9 protein-coding genes, 1 tRNA gene and 1 rRNA gene are annotated in these 17,943 nt (G+C 70.5%); 1 reads left to right on the forward strand and 10 read right to left on the reverse strand.

The features are described from left to right. Positions 1-78 precede the first annotated feature (78 nt). From ABTY20_RS12945 to ABTY20_RS12975, 7 genes are all read right to left on the reverse strand, one after another. Positions 79-624, reverse strand: a complete 546-nt coding sequence (locus ABTY20_RS12945; protein WP_351997031.1) for a CinA family protein — start codon at positions 622-624, stop codon at positions 79-81. Next, a complete protein-coding gene (gene pgsA / locus ABTY20_RS12950; protein WP_351997032.1) occupies positions 621-1,505 on the reverse strand; it encodes a CDP-diacylglycerol--glycerol-3-phosphate 3-phosphatidyltransferase in 885 nt (294 codons plus the stop codon). The genes ABTY20_RS12945 and pgsA overlap by 4 nt, the downstream gene beginning before the upstream one ends. Beyond that, positions 1,502-2,977 carry a 30S ribosomal protein S12 methylthiotransferase RimO gene (gene rimO, locus ABTY20_RS12955; RefSeq protein WP_351997033.1) on the reverse strand — a complete coding sequence of 492 codons (1,476 nt, stop codon included), beginning with the start codon at positions 2,975-2,977 and terminating at the stop codon, positions 1,502-1,504. The genes pgsA and rimO overlap by 4 nt, the downstream gene beginning before the upstream one ends. A gap of 93 nt (positions 2,978-3,070) precedes the next feature. Next, positions 3,071-3,910, reverse strand: coding sequence for a helix-turn-helix domain-containing protein (locus ABTY20_RS12960; protein ID WP_351997034.1), 840 nt, complete (start codon positions 3,908-3,910; stop codon positions 3,071-3,073). Between the two features lie 252 nt (positions 3,911-4,162). After that, entirely contained in the window at positions 4,163-6,895 is a 2,733-nt protein-coding gene (locus tag ABTY20_RS12965; protein WP_351997035.1) for a DNA translocase FtsK, read from the reverse strand. Between the two features lie 156 nt (positions 6,896-7,051). Continuing rightward, positions 7,052-7,729, reverse strand: a complete 678-nt coding sequence (locus ABTY20_RS12970) for a response regulator (protein WP_351997036.1) — start codon at positions 7,727-7,729, stop codon at positions 7,052-7,054. A 306-nt stretch (positions 7,730-8,035) separates the two neighbouring features. Continuing rightward, entirely contained in the window at positions 8,036-13,507 is a 5,472-nt protein-coding gene (locus ABTY20_RS12975; RefSeq protein ID WP_351997037.1) for a HAMP domain-containing protein, read from the reverse strand. Positions 13,508-13,921: 414 nt separating this feature from the next. Here ABTY20_RS12975 and ABTY20_RS12980 point away from each other — a divergent pair, with 414 nt between their 5' ends. After that, the gene (locus ABTY20_RS12980; protein ID WP_351997038.1) at positions 13,922-16,675 is read left to right on the forward strand and encodes a SpoIIE family protein phosphatase; all 2,754 of its coding nucleotides are present in this window, start codon (positions 13,922-13,924) and stop codon (positions 16,673-16,675) included. A gap of 64 nt (positions 16,676-16,739) precedes the next feature. Here ABTY20_RS12980 and ABTY20_RS12985 read toward each other — a convergent pair. The 3 genes from ABTY20_RS12985 to rrf form a co-directional block, all read right to left on the reverse strand. Then, positions 16,740-16,812 (reverse strand) — tRNA-Thr (locus tag ABTY20_RS12985). 78 nt (positions 16,813-16,890) lie between these two features. Further along, positions 16,891-17,553: a DegT/DnrJ/EryC1/StrS family aminotransferase gene (locus ABTY20_RS12990; RefSeq protein ID WP_351997043.1), complete on the reverse strand. Its 663-nt coding sequence runs from the start codon at positions 17,551-17,553 to the stop codon at positions 16,891-16,893. Positions 17,554-17,668: 115 nt separating this feature from the next. Then, positions 17,669-17,785: ribosomal RNA gene (gene rrf / locus ABTY20_RS12995) — 5S ribosomal RNA — on the reverse strand. Positions 17,786-17,943 lie beyond the last annotated feature (158 nt).

Here is a 17,943-nt window from a genome sequence, read left to right on the forward strand (position 1 = left end):
ATCCTTCTCGCCCCACCGTACCGCCTTGCGCCGCGGCCGTGCGGGGAGCGATGTCGTGTTCACTCAGGGCTGCAAACATCAAAACCCCCCGTTCCGTTCCGTATCCTGTGCCCGCTCATTCCCGGTCTGTTCGCCCGCAAGCTCCGTCAGGAGCAGTGCGAGTACGCTCCGTACACTCTCCATACGAATTTCCGCACGGTCGCCGTTCAACCGCAGATGCTCCACTTTTCCGCCGCGGGCGGAACCCGTGCCCGCCCCCGGAGGGCCGTCCACGGCCACGAAAACCGTGCCGACCGCCTGGCCGTCCTGGGGGTCGGGACCGGCCACCCCCGTGGTGGCGATGCCCCAGTCGGCACCGAGCGCCGCGCGGACGCCGGCCGCCATCTGGGCCGCCACCTGCGGATCCACCGCTCCGCGCTGCGCCAGCAGAGTGGCGTCCACACCGAGCAGTTCCCGCTTGAGCGCGGTGGCGTACGCCGTCACCGAGCCCCGGAAGACCTTGGACGCCCCGGGGACCGAAGTGATCTCCGCCGCCACCAGGCCACCGGTCAGCGACTCGGCGACGGCGAGCGTTCCGCCGTTCACGGTGAGTAGTCGCACCACCTCGGCGGCCTCGGAACTCACGCTTCCGTCTCCTCCAACGCCGCCGCGCGCTCGGCGATTCCCCGCCTGCGCAGCACAATGGCCTGTTTCACGTAGTCGAGTCCGGTCGCCACGGTCAGCACGACCGCCGCGGCCATCACCCACCACCGCAGCGTGGCCAGCCACCCCGTCAACGCCAGCACGTACATGCCGACGGCGATGCCCTGGGTGAGGGTCTTGAGCTTGCCCCCTCGGCTGGCCGGGATCACGCCGTAGCGGATGACCAGGAAACGCAGCAGGGTGACGCCGAGTTCCCGGCCGAGGATGACTCCGGTGACCCACCACGGGAGATCGCCCAACGAGGAGAGACAGATCAGCGCCGCCCCCATGATCGCCTTGTCGGCGATGGGGTCGGCGATCTTCCCGAAGTCGGTGACGAGGTTGTACGTGCGCGCCAGGTGACCGTCGAACAGGTCGGTGATCATGGCGATGGCGAAGGCCGCCCAGGCGAACGACCGCCACGCCGGGTCGTATCCGCCGTCGGCGAGCATCAGCGCCACGAACGCCGGCACCAGGAGCAGCCGGAGCATGGTCAGCAGGTTGGCGATGTTCCAGACGCTGGCCTGGTTGACGGCCGCCGCCGCGATCTTCGCGCCGCGCGGGTGCCGCGTGCCGTCCTCGGCGAGGGCTCCGCCGCCGGGTCCGCCCCCCGCCGTCGCGACGGCCTCGTCGCCGTGGGACTCGGCACCGCCCGGAGCACGGCCGGACGGACCGCGACGCGCCGGGCCACCGTCCGCCGGCCCCTGAGCCGGGCCCCGGGCCTCCCGCGCCGCGCGGCCCGGCACCGGCCCTCCGGGGCCGGCGCCCACCACCCTCCTCGTACCGGAGGGGCCTCCCGCCGCCGATGCCGGGACACCCGTCATCTGCCCGCCTCCTCACCGCACGCGAGCGAACCCTGGAACAGCGGCTCGGCCACCAGGTCGACACCTTCCGTGCCGACCACCTTCGCCTCGACCATACGGCCGACGCTCAGTCCCTCGCCGCTCGTGAGCAGCACCTGGCCGTCCGTCTCGGGGGCCTGGTGCGCCGCCCGGCCGTGCACGCCCTCCGTCTCGTCGACGGACTCCACCAGCACGTGCACGGTCTCGCCGATCCGCTCCTCGGCGCGCTGCGAGACCAGTTCCTCGGCCAGCCGCGAGACGCGGGCCAGCCGCTCGGCGACGACCTCCTCGTCCAGCTTGCGGTCGTACGTCGCCGCCTCGGTGCCCTCCTCGTCGGAGTAGCCGAAGACGCCGATGGCGTCCAGCCGCGCGTGGTTCAGGAACCGCTCCAGCTCGGCGAGGTCGGCCGCGGACTCGCCGGGGAAGCCGACGATGAAGTTGGAGCGCACACCTGCCTGGGGCGCCTTGCTCCGGATGGTGTCGAGCAGCTCCAGGAACCGGTCGGTGTCGCCGAAGCGGCGCATCGCGCGCAGCACGTCGGGCGCGGAGTGCTGGAAGGACAGGTCGAAGTACGGGGCGACCTTCGGGGTGGAGGTCAGCACGTCGATCAGGCCGGGCCGCATCTCGGCCGGCTGGAGGTAGCTGACCCGCACCCGCTCGAGGCCGTCGACCTCGGCCAGCTCGGGCAGCAGGGACTCCAGCAGGCGGATGTCGCCCAGGTCCTTGCCGTAGGAGGTGTTGTTCTCGGAGACCAGCATGACCTCCTTGACGCCCTGTTCGGCCAGCCAGCGGGTCTCGTTCAGCACGTCGCTGGGGCGGCGCGAGATGAAGGAGCCGCGGAAGGAGGGGATGGCGCAGAAGGAGCAGCGCCGGTCGCAGCCGGAGGCGAGCTTCACCGAGGCGACCGGGGCGCCGTCCAGCCGTCGGCGCAGCGGCGCGCGGGGGCCGGACGCCGGGGCGAGGCCGTCGGGCAGGTCCGCCGGGCCGTGTCCCGGAAGGGCGACGGCGGCGGCCGAGTCCTGCCGCTCGGCCGGGCTGATCGGCAGCAGCTTGCGCCGGTCGCGCGGGGTGTGGGAGGCGTGGATGCCGCCGTTCAGGATGGTCTGGAGGCGGTCGGAGATGTCGGCGTAGTCGTCGAAGCCGAGCACGCCGTCGGCCTCGGGGAGCGCCTCGGCGAGTTCCTTGCCGTACCGCTCGGCCATGCAGCCCACCGCCACGACGGCCTGGGTTCTTCCGTGTCCCTTGAGGTCGTTTGCCTCCAGGAGGGCGTCGACCGAGTCCTTCTTGGCGGCCTCGACGAAACCACAGGTGTTGACGACGGCGACGTCCGCTTCCTCGGCGTCCTCCACGAGCTGCCAGCCGTCCGCCTCCAAACGGCCTGCGAGCTCCTCCGAGTCCACCTCGTTACGGGCGCAGCCAAGGGTGACGAGTGCGACGGTACGGCGTTCAGGCATGGGCTCAAGACTACTTCGTCCCGCTGAGGCCCCACGTCGACGGGGTTGGCCGATCATGGCCAACCCCGTCGACGAAGCACCCTTTGGGCCGGATCATCCGGCCTGCGGGTCGCCCTTGGTGTAGGTCAGGCGCTCGACGGCGCCCGGCTGCCAGTCGTCCTCGATCTTCTTTCCGTTCACGAACAGGTCGATCGCGCCGGCGTCGCCGAGGACCAGATTGACCTCGGAGCTGTCCTGGAAGGTCCTGGAATCGCCCTGCTTGAGCAGTCCGTCGAACAGCAGCCGGCCGTTGTGGTCCTTGGCGGAGATCCAGCTGCGTCCGTCGGCGGCGCTGACCTTGACCGTCACCTTGTCCTGCGGCGCGGCGGCGATGGCGCTGTCCGACGGCTCCGGCTCGGGGACGACGGTCTTCTCGGACGTGGGGGTGGGCGAGGCCGACTCGGCGGGCTCGGTGCCCTCGGCGACGTTCTCCTTGGCGCCGTCGTCACCGCCCTTGACCACCGTGAAACCGACGAAGCCGATCACGACGACGATCGCGGCGACCATGGCCGCGGTCCAGTTGGGTCCGCGACGCTCCGGACGGATGCGCTCCGCCTCGAAGAGCGGGGCGGCCGGGGTCGGGGCCGGACGTCCGCCGCCGTGCTCGGCCTCGTACTGGCTGATCAGCGGGGCCGGGTCGAGGTCCACGGCCCTGGCCAGGGTCCGGATGTGCCCGCGCGCGTAGACGTCGCCGCCGCAGGGCGTGAAGTCGTCCGCCTCGATGGCGCGCACGATGGCGACCCGGACGCGCGTGGCGGCGCTGACGTCGTCGACGGTGAGCCCGGCGGCGACGCGCGCCTGCTGCAGCGCTCGGCCGACGGAGACGGAGGGGCGGGCTTCCTCGGAAACGTCTTCGAAGGGACGCTCGTCTTCAGGGGAGTTGCCGATGGACACGGGGGCGCCTTTCGAGCGTGTAGCCGCCTGTGCTGGAGGTTCAGTCTAGGAGGGGTACGAGAGGGTGGGGCAACCGGGCGGTCGGACTTTGTACGCCATCGGTATGGCCCGACATCCCGATGGTGGGACTGCAGTGTGTCGCTTCGCTCAACTTGACGTGCGCCGACGGGGAACAGTTGCCCGGTGGTCCCTAACGGGTGGGTCACGATCGCCCTCCCGGATGTCCGGGGGCGACGACCGCCTCCCGTTCGCCTACCCTTCAGACTCCCCCCGGATCAGCGCGAGCACGCCGTCCAGTTCGTCAGGCTTCACAAGAACGTCACGAGCCTTCGAGCCCTCGCTCGGCCCGACGATGTTCCTGGACTCCATGAGGTCCATCAGCCGGCCCGCCTTGGCGAAGCCGACGCGCAGCTTGCGCTGGAGCATGGACGTCGACCCGAACTGGGTGGAGACGACCAGCTCGGCCGCCTGGCACAGCAGGTCGAGGTCGTCGCCGATGTCCTCGTCGATCTCCTTCTTCTGCTTGCTCCCGACGGTGACGTCGTCCCGGAAGACGGGCGCCATCTGTTCCTTGCAGTGCCGGACGACGGCCGCGACCTCCTCCTCGGTCACGAACGCGCCCTGCAGACGCGTCGGTTTGTTCGCCCCCATCGGCAGGAACAGCCCGTCGCCCTTGCCGATCAGCTTCTCGGCGCCGGGCTGGTCGAGGATGACGCGCGAGTCCGCGAGCGAGGAGGTGGCGAACGCCAGCCGGGACGGCACGTTCGCCTTGATCAGACCGGTGACCACGTCGACCGACGGGCGCTGTGTGGCGAGCACCAGGTGGATGCCGGCCGCCCGCGCGAGCTGCGTGATCCGCACGATGGCGTCCTCGACGTCGCGCGGGGCGACCATCATCAGGTCGGCCAGCTCGTCGACGATCACCAGCAGGTAGGGGTACGGCTGGAGCTCCCGCTCGCTGCCCTCGGGCGGCTCGACCTTGCCCTCGCGCACCGCGCGGTTGAAGTCGTCGATGTGCCGGTAGCCGTAGGCCGCGAGGTCGTCGTAGCGCAGGTCCATCTCGCGCACGACCCACTGCAGCGCCTCGGCGGCCCGCTTGGGGTTGGTGATGATCGGCGTGATCAGGTGCGGAATGCCCTCGTACGCCGTCAGCTCCACGCGCTTGGGGTCGACCAGGATCATCCGGACGTCCTCCGGGGTCGCCCGCATCATGATCGAGGTGATCAGGCAGTTGATGCAGGACGACTTGCCGGAGCCGGTGGCGCCGGCGACCAGCATGTGCGGCATCTTGGCCAGCGAGTCCATGACGTAGCCGCCCTCGACGTCCTTGCCGAAGGCGACCAGCATCGGGTCGTCGTCCTCGGCGGACTCCGCGAGCCGCAGTACGTCACCGAGGTTGACCATCTCCCGGTCGGTGTTGGGGATCTCGATGCCCACCGCGGACTTCCCGGGGATCGGGCTGATGATCCGCACGTCCGGGCTGGCGACGGCGTACGCGATGTTCTTGGTCAGCGCGGTCACCCGCTCGACCTTCACCGCCGGGCCGAGCTCCACCACGTAGCGGGTGACCGTCGGGCCGCGGGTGAACCCGGTGACGGCGGCGTCCACCTTGAACTCCGTGAAGACCTTCCGCAGCGCGTCCACCACGACGTCGTTGGCGGCGCTGCGCGCCTTGCCGGGACCGCCGCGGTGGAGCAGGTCGAGGGAGGGCAGGGAGTAGGTGATGTCACCGGAGAGCCGGAGCTGCTCCGCGCGGGCGGGCAGGTCCCGGGGCTCGCGGGGCGGCTCCTTGGTCATGTCCAGGACGCCGGCCGGCGGCCTGTCCTGCTTGGGCCCGTCCGCCCCCGGCTTCTCCTGCCGTGCGCGCGCGGCCGGGACCGGTGCCGGTGCGGTCGGTTCGCGGTCGCCGGTGCTCACGCCCTGGGTGAGGTCGGCGACGACCGGCGAGGGCGGCATCCCGTGCAGCACGGCGCCGTCCAGCGCGGCGGCCGCGGCGGCGGCCACGTCCACGGCGTCCATGGTCCGGTCCATGGCGGGCTGCGGCGCCGCGGACCTGCGGGGCCGGCCCCGGCGCCGGGACAGCGCCTCCTGCTCCGCGCCGTCCGGGTCGTACTCCGTGGGCGCCGGCCGCCGGCCGCGGCGGCTCGCGGGCAGCGACTCGCGCCACTGCTGCTCGTAGCGCTCGTCGTCCTCGCCGAACTCCTCCGGCTCGGGTTCGCGGACGAGTCCGAGCCGCACGCCGAGCTGGCGCAGGCGCTGCGGGACGGCGTTCACCGGGGTGGCGGTGACGACCAGCAGACCGAAGACGGTGAGCAGTACCAGCAGCGGCACGGCGAGGACGTCGGTCATGGTCGACGACAGCGGGGTGGCCGCGCTCCAGCCGATGAGGCCGCCGGCGTCCCTTATGGCCTGCATGCCGCCGCTGCGCGCGGGCGAGCCGCAGCCGATGTGGATCTGTCCGAGCACGCCGATCACGAGTGCGGACAGACCGATCACGATCCGTCCGTTGGCCTCCGGCTTCTCCGGGTGCCGGATGAACCGCACGGCGATGACGGTGACCAGGATCGGCACCAGCAGGTCGAGCCGGCCGAACGCCCCGGTGACCAGGATCTCCACGAGGTCGCCGACGGGGCCCTCCAGGTCCGCCCAGGTGCCCGCGGCGACGATCAGGGCGATGGCGAGCAGCAGCAGCGCCAGGCCGTCCTTGCGGTGCGCGGGGTCGAGGTTCCTGGCACCCTGCCCTATGCCGCGGAAGACGGCGCCCACGGCGTGCGCGAGGCCCAGCCAGAGGGCGCGCACGAGCCGGTAGACACCGTTGGCCGGACCCGGACTCGGGGCCGGCGCGGGCTTCCTCGCCGGGGCCTTCTTGGCGGGAGCCCGCTTCGCTGGGGCCTTCTTGGCAACGGCCTTCTTCGCCGGAGCCTTCCCGGAAGCGGCCGCCTTCTTCGCGGGCGGCTTCTTGGCTGCGGAGGGACGTGAGGCCATGGGTGTGAGGTTACCGGTGGAGACGGCAGGGGACACGCGCGACGGATGCTTCACCCGTTCGTGTCGCGCTCGTCGAGGTGCGGCGTTGACGCGCAGTTGACGCGGTCTCACGTCCACGACGCGCGGGGTGGCCGGCCAAGGCCCGTGTCCCCGGCGTCAGTTCTGCGACGGCACCGACGACGCGCTGCCGGTCCCGGGCTCCAGGGCGTCCAGCGCCCGCCGCAATCCCGTGAGTTTCCGCTCCAGATGGGCGGCCGTGGCCACCGCGGCGGCGTCGGTCGACTCGTCGTTGAGCTGCTTGGTGAGCGCCTCGGCCTGTTCCTCGACGGCCGCGAGCCGCGCCGAGAGCTCGGCGAGCAGCCCCGCCGGCTCCGTGGACTCGGCGGTGTCCTTCTCGCCGCCCTCCAGCTGGAGACGCAGCAGCGCCGCCTGCTCCCGCAGCTGGCAGTTCTTCATGTACAGCTCGACGAAGACCGAGACCTTCGCGCGCAGCACCCACGGGTCGAACGGCTTGGAGATGTAGTCGACCGCGCCCGCCGCGTATCCGCGGAAGGTGTGGTGCGGGCCGTGGTTGATCGCGGTGAGGAAGATGATCGGGATGTCCCGGGTCCGCTCCCGCCGCTTGATGTGCGCGGCCGTCTCGAAACCGTCCATGCCCGGCATCTGGACGTCCAGCAGGATGACCGCGAAATCATCCGTGAGCAGTGCCTTGAGCGCTTCCTCCCCGGACGATGCCCGCACCAGCGTCTGATCGAGCGCCGAGAGGATCGCCTCCAGCGCGAGCAGATTCTCCGGCCGGTCATCGACCAGGAGGATCTTGGCCTTCTGCACCATGGCCCGCCCTCCTCGCCCCGGCTTGGGGCCTCCCCTGTCCGCAGGACCTGGGGAAGCACCTGTGGGTACCGCCCCAGGGGACGACTCCCTTGCGCCGTCCGTCCTTGTGCCGGTCATCGTAGCCGCACCCCGCCTGTCACCACACCCTGTCACCGTGATGTCACTGTGCACACAGCGGAAACGCGGCGGGAGACCAGAAGGTTCCCCGATTCCCGCACTTCTACACAACTTCGCACACACCACGTCGGCGACAGCGGGTGAACGCCGAGGCCTCCCGCCGCCTCGCGCACCCTCCCGCCCCCGGTCTCACTCCCCCCGCATCCACTGGTCCATCACCGACAGCAGGTGATCGGGGTCGACCGGCTTGGTCACGTAGTCGGAGGCGCCCGACTCGATCGCCTTCTCGCGGTCGCCCTTCATCGCCTTCGCGGTGAGCGCGATGATCGGGAGCCCGGCGAACTGCGGCATCCGACGGATCGCCGTGGTCGTGGCGTACCCGTCCATCTCGGGCATCATGATGTCCATCAGGACGACCGCCACGTCGTCGTGCTGCTCCAGCACCTCGATGCCCTCGCGGCCGTTCTCCGCGTACAGCACGGACAGGCCGTGCTGTTCCAGGACGCTGGTGAGCGCGAAGACGTTGCGGATGTCGTCGTCGACGATCAGCACCTTCTGCCCGCCGAAGCGGATGCCGCGGCTCGACGTCCGGGGCGCCTGCTCCTGCTGCTCCACTCCGGACCACTGCTCGGGCTCCGGAGCGGGCCGCTGCTCCAGCGTGATCCTGCGACGGCGCCGGAACAGCGCGGCCGGACCGCTCTGGGCGTCCCGGTACGACCTCACCTCCGCCGGCGTCTCGGCCTCCGCCGGAGCGGCCTCGGCCGACGCCACCAGGTCACCCGCCTCCAGCGCCGGCATGGGCTGGGCGTAGCCGTGCGGCGGCAGCTCGCTCGGGTGCAGCGGCAGGTACAGCGTGAACGTCGAGCCGCGGCCCGGCTCGCTCTGCGCGTGGATCTCACCGCCGAGCAGCTGCGCGATCTCCCGCGAGATGGACAGCCCCAGTCCCGTACCGCCGTACTTGCGGCTGGTGGTGCCGTCGGCCTGCTTGAACGCCTCGAAGATCACCCGCATCTTGCTGGCCGCGATGCCGATGCCCGTGTCGCTCACCGAGAACGCGATCAGGTCCGCGTCCGGATCGGTCAGCGAACCGGCCTCCAGCAACTGCTCCCGAATGGCCTGCGGGACGTCGTCGCGGGCGGGCCGGATGACCAGCTCGACCGATCCGGAGTCGGTGAACTTCACCGCGTTGGACAGCAGGTTGCGCAGCACCTGCAACAACCGCTGCTCGTCGGTGTGCAGGGTGGCCGGCAGCTCGGGCGACACCCGCACCGACAGGTCCAGGCCCTTCTCCGCGGTCAGCGGCCGGAAGGTGGCCTCCACGTAGTCCACGAGCTGGACCAGCGCGATGCGCGTCGGGGAGACGTCCATCTTGCCCGCCTCGACCTTCGACAGGTCGAGGATGTCGTTGATGAGCTGCAGCAGGTCCGATCCGGCGCCGTGGATGGTCTCGGCGAACTCGACCTGCTTCGGGGAGAGGTTCCCCTCCGCGTTGTCGGCGAGCAACTTGGCCAGGATCAGCAGCGAGTTGAGCGGCGTGCGCAGCTCGTGCGACATGTTGGCCAGGAACTCGCTCTTGTAGCGCATGGAGACCGCGAGCTGCTCGGCGCGCTCCTCGAGGACCTGCCGCGCCTCCTCGATCTCGGTGTTCTTCACCTCGATGTCGCGGTTCTGCCGGGCCAACAGCTCGGCCTTCTCCTCCAGTTCGGCGTTGGACGCCTGGAGCGCCTTCTGCCGCTGCTCCAACTCCGCCGAGCGCTCACGCAGTTGCTCGGTCAGCTCCTGGGACTGCGAGAGCAGCCGCTCGGTCTTGGTGTTGACCGAGATGGTGTTGACGCTCGTCGCGATCATCTCGGCGATCTGGTTGAGGAAGTCCTTCTGGATGTGCGTGAACGGGGTGAACGAGGCCAGCTCGATGACGCCGAGCACCTTCCCCTCGAACAGCACCGGCAGCACGATCACCTGGGCCGGCGGGGCCTCCCCGAGCCCCGAGGAGATCTTCAGGTAGCCGCTGGGCGCCTTCTCCACCAGGATCGTGCGCTTCTCCTGGGCGGCCGTCCCGATGAGCCCCTCGCCGGGCCGGAACGACGTCGGCATGGACCCCATGGAGTAGCCGTACGAGCCGAGCATGCGCAGCTCGAACTGGTCGTCGTCCGCGGCGTTCAGGTCCTCGCCGTCGACCAGCGGCATCGCGAGGAAGAACGCGCCGTGCTGCGCGGACACCACCGGCGTCAGCTCGCTCATGATCAGCGAGGCCACGTCCTCCAGGTCGCGGCGGCCCTGCATCAGCGCCGAGATGCGGGCGAGATTGCCCTTGAGCCAGTCCTGCTCCTTGTTGGCGATCGTGGTGTCGCGCAGGTTGGCGATCATCTTGTTGATGTAGTCCTGGAGTTCCTGGATCTCCCCGGACGCGTCCACGTCGATCTTCAGGTTCAGGTCGCCGCGGGTCACCGCGGTCGCCACGCGCGCGATGGCCCGCACCTGCCGGGTCAGGTTCCCGGCCATCTCGTTCACCGACTCGGTCAGGTCCCGCCAGGTGCCGTCGACGTCGCGCACGCGCGCCTGACCACCCAGCTGCCCCTCGGTGCCCACCTCGCGGGCCACCCGGGTGACCTCCTCGGCGAACGACGACAGCTGGTCCACCATCGTGTTGATGGTGGTCTTCAGCTCGAGGATCTCCCCGCGCGCGTCGATGTCGATCTTCTTCGTCAGGTCGCCCTTGGCGATGGCCGTCGTCACCATGGCGATGTTGCGCACCTGGCCGGTCAGGTTGGACGCCATCTGGTTCACCGACTCGGTGAGGTCCTTCCACGTCCCCGCCACACCCGGCACCTGCGCCTGGCCGCCCAGGATGCCGTCCGTGCCCACCTCGCGGGCCACCTTGGTGACCTGCTCGGCGAACGCGCTCAGCGTCTTCACCATGATGTTGATGGTGTCGGCGAGCTGCGCCACCTCACCGCGCGCCTCGATGCTGACCTGCCGCGTCAGGTCGCCGTTGGCGACGGCGGCGGACACCTGGGAGATGTTCCGCACCTGGGTGGTCAGGTTCTTGGCCATCAGGTTGACGTTGTCGCTCAGGTCCTTCCAGATGCCCGTGACACCCGGCACGTTCGCCTGACCGCCCAGGATGCCCTCGGTGCCCACCTCACGGGCCACCCGCGTCACCTGCTCGGCGAACGACGACAGCTGGTCCACCATCGTGTTGACCGTCGTGACCAGTTCGAGGATCTCGCCCTTGGCGTCGACGGTGATCTTCTTCGACAGGTCGCCCTTGGCGACCGCGGTGGTGACCTCGGCGATGTTGCGCACCTGGAGGGTCAGGTTGTTCGCCATGCCGTTGACCGACTGCGTGAGGTCCTTCCAGGTGCCGGAGACGCCCTGCACCTCGGCCTGGCCGCCCAGGATGCCCTCGGTGCCCACCTCGCGGGCCACCCGCGTGACCTCCTCGGCGAACGACGACAGCTGGTCCACCATCGTGTTCAGCGTGTTCTTGAGCTCCAGGATCTCCCCGCGCGCGTCCACCGTGATCTTCTGCGACAGGTCACCGCGCGCCACCGCGGTCGCCACCTGGGCGATGTTGCGCACCTGCCCGGTCAGGTTGGACGCCATGCCGTTCACGGAGTCCGTCAGGTCGCGCCACACACCGGCGACCCCGGGCACCTGCGCCTGACCGCCCAGCCGGCCCTCGGTGCCCACCTCGCGGGCCACCCGGGTCACCTGGTCGGCGAACGACGACAGCTGGTCCACCATCGTGTTGATGGTGTTCTTCAGCTCGAGGATCTCCCCGCGCGCGTCGACGTCGATCTTCTGCGACAGGTCACCCCGCGCGACGGCCGTCGTCACCTGGGCGATGTTGCGCACCTGCCCGGTCAGGTTGGACGCCATCGAGTTGACGGAGTCGGTGAGCTCCTTCCAGGTGCCCGACACCCCGTCCACACGCGCCTGACCGCCCAGCCGGCCCTCCGTGCCCACGTCCCGTGCCATCCGCGTGACCTGGTCGGCGAAGCTCGACAACTGGTCCACCATCGTGTTCACGGTGTTCTTCAGCTGGAGCATCTCGCCGGAGACGTCCACGGTGACCTTCTGCGACAGGTCGCCGTTGGCCACCGCCGTCGTCACCTGGGCGATGTTGCGCACCTGCCCGGTCAGGTTGCGGAACGCCGTGTTGACGGAGTCCGTCAGGTCCTTCCACGTCCCCGCCGCACCCGGCACCTGCGCCTGACCGCCCAGCTCGCCCTCGACCCCGATCTCCCGCGCCACCCGCGTGACCTCGGCACCGAAGGCGGACAGCTGGTCCACCATCGTGTTGACGGTGTTCTTCAGCTCCAGCATCTCGCCGGCCACGTCCACGGTGACCTTCTGCGACAGGTCGCCGTTGGCCACCGCCGTGGTCACCGCCGCGATGTCCCGCACCTGCGTGGTCAGGTTCCGGAACACCGTGTTGACGGAGTCCGTCAGGTCCTTCCACGTCCCCGCCGCACCCGGCACGTTCGCCTGGCCGCCCAGCCGTCCCTCGGCCCCGACCTCGTTGGCGACCCGCGTGACCTCGTCCGCGAAGATCCGCAGCGTCTCGGTCATCTGGTTGATCGTCTCGGCGAGCTGCGCGACCTCGCCGCGCGCCGGCACCGTCACCTTCCGCGACAGGTCGCCGTTGGCGACCGCGGTCGTCACCTCGGCGATCCCGCGCACCTGCGCGGTGAGGTTCCCGGCCATGGTGTTGACGGAGTCGGTGAGCTCCTTCCACACCCCGTCCACCCCGGGCACCTGCGCCTGGCCCCCCAGGGCGCCCTCGGTACCCACCTCGCGCGCGACGCGTGTCACCTCCGAGGAGAACGCGGAGAGCTGGTCCACCATCGTGTTGACGGTGTTCTTCAGCTCCAGCATCTCGCCCTCGACGTGCACGGTGACCTTGCGCGACAGGTCACCGCGCGCGACGGCCGTGGTCACCAGCGCGATGTCCCGCACCTGCGCCGTCAGCCGCTCCGCCATGGTGTTGACGGAGTCCGTCAGGTCCTTCCACGAACCGGACATGCCGCGCACCTGGGCCTGACCGCCCAGCTTGCCCTCGGTCCCCACCTCACTGGCCACGCGCGTGACCTCGTCGGTGAACGTCGACAACTGGTCGACCAGGTTGTTCACCGTCCGCGCGACCTTCAGGAACTCGCCCCGCAGCGGATGCCCCGCCCCTTCCGGAGCCGTCTGCGTCCGCAGCTCCATACGCGGCGACAGGTCACCCTCGGCCACCGCCGACAGCACCCGGCTGACCTCGGAGACCGGCCGTACCAGGTCGTCCACCAGCGCGTTCGAGTTGTCGATCGCGGTCGCCCAGGAGCCCTCACAGCCCCCCGTCTCCAGCCGCTCCGTGAGTTTCCCCTCACGTCCGACCATGCGGCGCACCCGCGCCAGCTCACCCGTCAGGTGGAGATTGCGGTCGGCCACCTCGTTGAAGACCGCCGCGATCTCCGCCATCACGCCGTCGCCGGACACCGTGAGGCGCTTGCGGAAGTTCCCGTCCCGCATCGCCACCAGGGCCGTCATCAGCCGGTTCAGGGCCGCCGTGTCCACCGTCGTGGTCCCGCCCCGCGCCCTTCCCTGCTTGCTCAGGGACTGTCCGCCTTTCGCGCGCGTCGTCTTCGTGCCCCGCGTCGCTGCGCCAGACTCCACTGTGTCCCTCCCGCAGGATCGACCGTTACCGCTGTGCCCGGGCACACCGCCAAGGGCGCTCCCGTTGCTCCTGTGCTCTTCCTGTACCACCGCGATGTCCTGCCCGACGTTCCAGGGCGCCGCCAAGGGGGCTGCTGCCCGCCCGGCGCGGAAGACACACGGCCTGCTCGGACCTTCACCGCAAGCCTGCCCAGTGTTTCACCCCCGTCGAACCAGGCCATAACAGTTCGGCAGCTTCGCACATCGCCCGCACACCCGCCGGACGGCGGACACCTCCGGACGGAAACACAGCAGACCGGCATCCGCTCGGACCGCGAAGGTAAGTAACCTTGCATCCGGCTGTCCAGCCACGCCGGTCCGTCCGGCCTGGGCGGTGGCACGGGAACGAGCGGGCATCGGAGGGCGGCCGCACACATGACCACCGGACTGATCCCGGGGGAGCATCCCCCGGACCCGCGGTCGACCGACGGCCTGCCGCACCAGCGGCACGAGCCGGTCGGCCAGGCAGCCCTGCCCGTCGAGACCCGGTCGAGGAGTTCTGTGATCACCGCGCGCGCGGCCGCCAGCTTCGAGCCCGTGGGGCGATCGGTCGCGAGCGCCCGCTCCTTCGTCCGCGACACCCTGCAGGGCTGGGGCTTCGGCGACATCGTCGACGACGCCGTGGTCCTCACCAGTGAACTGGTGACCAACGCGGTGGTCCACGCCGGCACCTCCGCCGACCTGCTCTGCCTGCGCAGCGACGACGGCGTACGCATCGAGGTGGCCGACCGGTATCCGGAGCGCGAGATCCCGCTCCAGGGCTCCGCCGTCACCATGGGCAGCCCCGACCGCGAGGGGGGCCGCGGCCTCCAGCTGTGCGCGGCCCTCGCCGGCCACTGGGGCGTGGACTACACCCCCACCCACAAGACCGTCTGGTTCCGGCTCGACCTTCCCGAGCGCCCGGTCGGCACCCGCACCGCCGGCCCCTCCCTGCCGACCCACCTCCTTCCGCTCGCCGACACCCGGGTCCGCGTCGCCGTGGTCCAGGTCGACCGGACCGGTTCCCTCACCGCCTGGAACGAGGACGCCGAGGAACTCTTCGGCTACTCCGCCGAGCAGGTCACCGGCAAACCGCTGACCGACCTCGCGGCCTGGCCGCACACCCCGGGCACCGGCACCGGCATCGCCGACGCGCTGCGGCTCTCCCGCTGGGAGGGCAGCTACGGCATCAGGGGCGCCCACGGCCGGGTCATCCCCGTGTACGCCTCCCACCTGCGCGTCCGGGACACCGAGGGCGAGCCGTCAACGGTCTGCCTGCTGGTGCGGGACCACGAACGGGCGGTTCTGCAGACCCCGCTGCGCGCCCCGACGACCGACACCACCGGCACCTCGGAGAGCCAGGGCACCGACCCCTTCGAGGTCTTCATCGGCTCTCCGGCCCCCGACGACCTCGACGGGCTGCTCCAGCGCACGGTGGAGCGCGCCCGCGACATGCTCGACGGCGACTCCGCCTTCCTGCTCCTCGCGACCGACGACGAGACGGAACTGGAGGTCCGCGCCTCCACCGGCCTCCCCTCGGCCCGCCAGCGCTTCGCCCGCGTCCCCGTGGAGGCGGGCCCCGGCCGCTACGGCTCCGCCCGCATGCCGGCCGTCCACGAGGACCTGACCGCCGTCCCCGGCGCGGTCCCCCTGCTCAACGGCACCGGCATGCGCTCGGTCGTCACCGTCCCGCTGAAGGTGGAGGGACGTCTCACCGGCTCCCTCGGCGTCGCCGCCGAGGCACCCGGCAGATACTCCAACGAGGAGGCGCTGCGCCTGCAGTTCGCGGCGGACCGCATCGCGCTCGCCGTCGAGTCGGCCCGCCTGGGCGAACTGGAGCGCCTGCGCCGCGGCTCGCTCAGCTTCCTCGTCGAGGCCTCCGACCTGCTGGCCGGCACCCTGGACCGGGACCAGACCCTGGCCCTGATGGCCCAGATGACCGTGCCGACCCTCGCCACCTGGTGCGCCGTCTACACGATCGCCGACCAGGCCTCCGAGCCCGACCTGTCCTACGTGCTGCACGAGGACGAGGACCTCATCGACGGCATCAAGTCCCTGTTGTCGAAGATCCCCCCGCCCGATCCGGTCCCCACCCCCGGCGCCCGCGTCTGGTCCGCCCCCGCGGAGGTCGCCCACCAGGCGGCCCTGCGCACCTCCATGCGCAGCCTCGGCCTGAGCGGCGGCCCGACCCGCCAGGTCACCACGGGCATCGGCCCGACCCTCGCGACGGCCTCCGCGGTCGGCGGCGAGACGGTGGTCCTCCCCCTGGTCGCCCGCAACCGGGTCATCGGCATGCTGACGCTCGGCAAACCGACCGACGAGCACTTCCGCCAGGAGATCCTGGAACTCGCCGAGGACCTGTCCCGGCGGGCGGCCCTGGCCCTGGACAACGCCCGTCTCTACTCGGAGCGCACGGCCATCAGCCAGTCCCTCCAGCGCAGCCTCCTGCCGCCGGAGCTGCCCGCGGTCGACGGGGTCGAGGTCGAGGTCATCTACCGCGCGGCCGGCGAGGGCAACGAGGTGGGCGGCGACTTCTACGACCTCTTCCCGATCAGCGACGGCGCCTACGGCTTCGCCATCGGCGACGTCTGCGGCACGGGCCCGAACGCGGCGGCCGTGACCGGCCTGGCCCGGCACGCGCTGCGGCTGCTGGCCCGTGAGGGCCTGAGCGGCCCGACGGTCCTGGAGCGCCTCAACTCCGCGATCCTCGACGAGGGCGCCCGCAGCCGCTTCCTCACCCTGCTCTACGGCGAGATGCGCCCGCAGGACGACGGCAGCGCGGAGCTGAAGGTGGTCTGCGCCGGCCATCCCCTCCCGCTGCGCCTGCGCCAGGACGGCACGGTCGAGCCGGCCGCGGAGCCGCAGCCCCTCCTCGGGGTCATCGAGGACCTGGAGCTGTACGAGGAGACCGTCACCCTCGATCCCGGTGACGTCCTCCTCTGCGTCACCGACGGTGTCACCGAACGCCGCGAGGGCTCCCGGATGCTGGGCGACGACGGCCTGGCCGACGTCCTGACGACCTGTACCGGTCTGACGGCCGGAGCGGTCGCGGCCCGCATCATGCGCGCCGTGGAACGCTTCGCCTCCGAACCCCCGTCCGACGACATGGCGATTCTCGCCATGCGCGTACCGGGCTTGCACATGGATTAGAGAGGGCGCCTTCTCCGAGGGCATGAGAAAGGCCCCGCCCGAATGGGCGGGGCCTTTCTTTCCGAGCCCCCAAACGGAATCGAACCGTTGACCTTCTCCTTACCATGGAGACGCTCTGCCGACTGAGCTATAGGGGCCTGTCGCCGTGCGCGGGGTTTACCGCGTGGCAACGGAATAGATCATACCCCGAACAGCCCCGTGCTCCCAACCACCGCTCAGCCGGTCGGCTGGAGCAGTCCGCCCAGCGCGTTGCACACCGCCGCGATCCGCTGCATGTCCCTCTTGGTCAGCGACGCGTCCACGGGGAGCGCGAGGGTCTCGTCGGCGGCCCGCTCGGTTTCGGGCAGGGACAGGCACCGCCGGAACTCGGGCAGCCGGTGCACGGGGGTCTTCACTGGCACCCGGCACTCAACGCCCTTGCTCCGTATGGCCCGTGCGAAGGCGTCCCGGTCGGGCCGGCCGTTCCCCGGCACCCGCACGACGTACTGCTGATAGGTGTGCCCGGCACCGCCTTCGGGCGTCCGCACACCCCTCAGTCTGGCGTCGAGGAACGCCGCCCGCTCCCGTCGCTGGGCTGTCTCGTCGTAGGGCGCCTCGGATTCCCCGTGCTCCAGCACCAGCAGTCCGTGCCGTCGGCCGAGCGCGTGCACCCGCCCGACGTCAGCGGGCCTGCCGAAGCGATGTACGACAACGAGGGCGGCCGTCCGGGGAGTTATGGCCGCCTCGATCGCGGCCGGCTCCAGACAGTACGTCGCCGGATCTATGTCGGCGAACACCGGCAGCGCCCCTGTCGTCGCCACGGCTGCGGCGACTTCCACGTTCCCGAAGGCCGGTACGACGACCTCGTCGCCCACTCCGACGCCGGCGGCCCTGAGCAGTGCAGCAGTACCCATGGGATGGATGCTCGTTGCACGACGTGAACGTCAAGTGACGCAGAACAAAAAAGGGTTGGACCTCGAACCGAAGTTCGGGGTCCAACCCTTCTGAAAGATTGTTCGGCGGCGTCCTACTCTCCCACAGGGTCCCCCCTGCAGTACCATCGGCGCTGTAAGGCTTAGCTTCCGGGTTCGGAATGTAACCGGGCGTTTCCCCTACGCTATGACCACCGAAACACTATGAAACAGACAACCAACCGGGTGACCACACGGTCTGATTGTTCGTGGTTTCAGAACCAACACAGTGGACGCGAGCAACTGAGGACAAGCCCTCGGCCTATTAGTACCGGTCAACTCCACACGTTACCGTGCTTCCATATCCGGCCTATCAAC

It is taken from the genome of Streptomyces sp. NPDC126497, assembly GCF_040302425.1.
Classification (GTDB): Bacteria; Actinomycetota; Actinomycetes; order Streptomycetales; family Streptomycetaceae; genus Streptomyces.

Excerpts from the sequence above, each read along its gene's own strand:
- pgsA (WP_351997032.1), bottom strand. The coding sequence starts at position 1,505 with ATGACGGGTGTCCCGGCATCGGCGGCGGGAGGCCCCTCCGGTACGAGG.
- rimO (WP_351997033.1), bottom strand. The coding sequence starts at position 2,977 with ATGCCTGAACGCCGTACCGTCGCACTCGTCACCCTTGGCTGCGCCCGT.
- ABTY20_RS12965 (WP_351997035.1), bottom strand. The coding sequence starts at position 6,895 with ATGGCCTCACGTCCCTCCGCAGCCAAGAAGCCGCCCGCGAAGAAGGCG.
- ABTY20_RS12970 (WP_351997036.1), bottom strand. The coding sequence starts at position 7,729 with ATGGTGCAGAAGGCCAAGATCCTCCTGGTCGATGACCGGCCGGAGAAT.
- ABTY20_RS12980 (WP_351997038.1), top strand. The coding sequence starts at position 13,922 with ATGACCACCGGACTGATCCCGGGGGAGCATCCCCCGGACCCGCGGTCG.